This is a genomic window from Paenibacillus sp. LPE1-1-1.1 (assembly GCF_040676435.1).
GTDB lineage: Bacteria > Bacillota > Bacilli > Paenibacillales > Paenibacillaceae > Pristimantibacillus.
In genome coordinates, this window is sequence record NZ_JBEGHY010000030.1 from 1 (window position 1) to 257 (window position 257).

The 257-nt window shown below is 53.7% G+C and carries 1 rRNA gene; it reads left to right on the forward strand.

The annotated features are described in order from the left end of the window. Positions 1-257: ribosomal RNA gene (locus tag MRBLPE1_RS33250) — 16S ribosomal RNA — on the forward strand; the annotation flags it as partial.

Consider the following 257-nt stretch of genomic DNA (forward strand, 5'->3'; position numbering starts at 1 on the left):
TCTAGAGATAGGGCTTTCCTTCGGGACAGAGGAGACAGGTGGTGCATGGTTGTCGTCAGCTCGTGTCGTGAGATGTTGGGTTAAGTCCCGCAACGAGCGCAACCCTTGATCTTAGTTGCCAGCACTTTAAGGTGGGCACTCTAGGATGACTGCCGGTGACAAACCGGAGGAAGGTGGGGATGACGTCAAATCATCATGCCCCTTATGACCTGGGCTACACACGTACTACAATGGCCGATACAACGGGAAGCGAAACC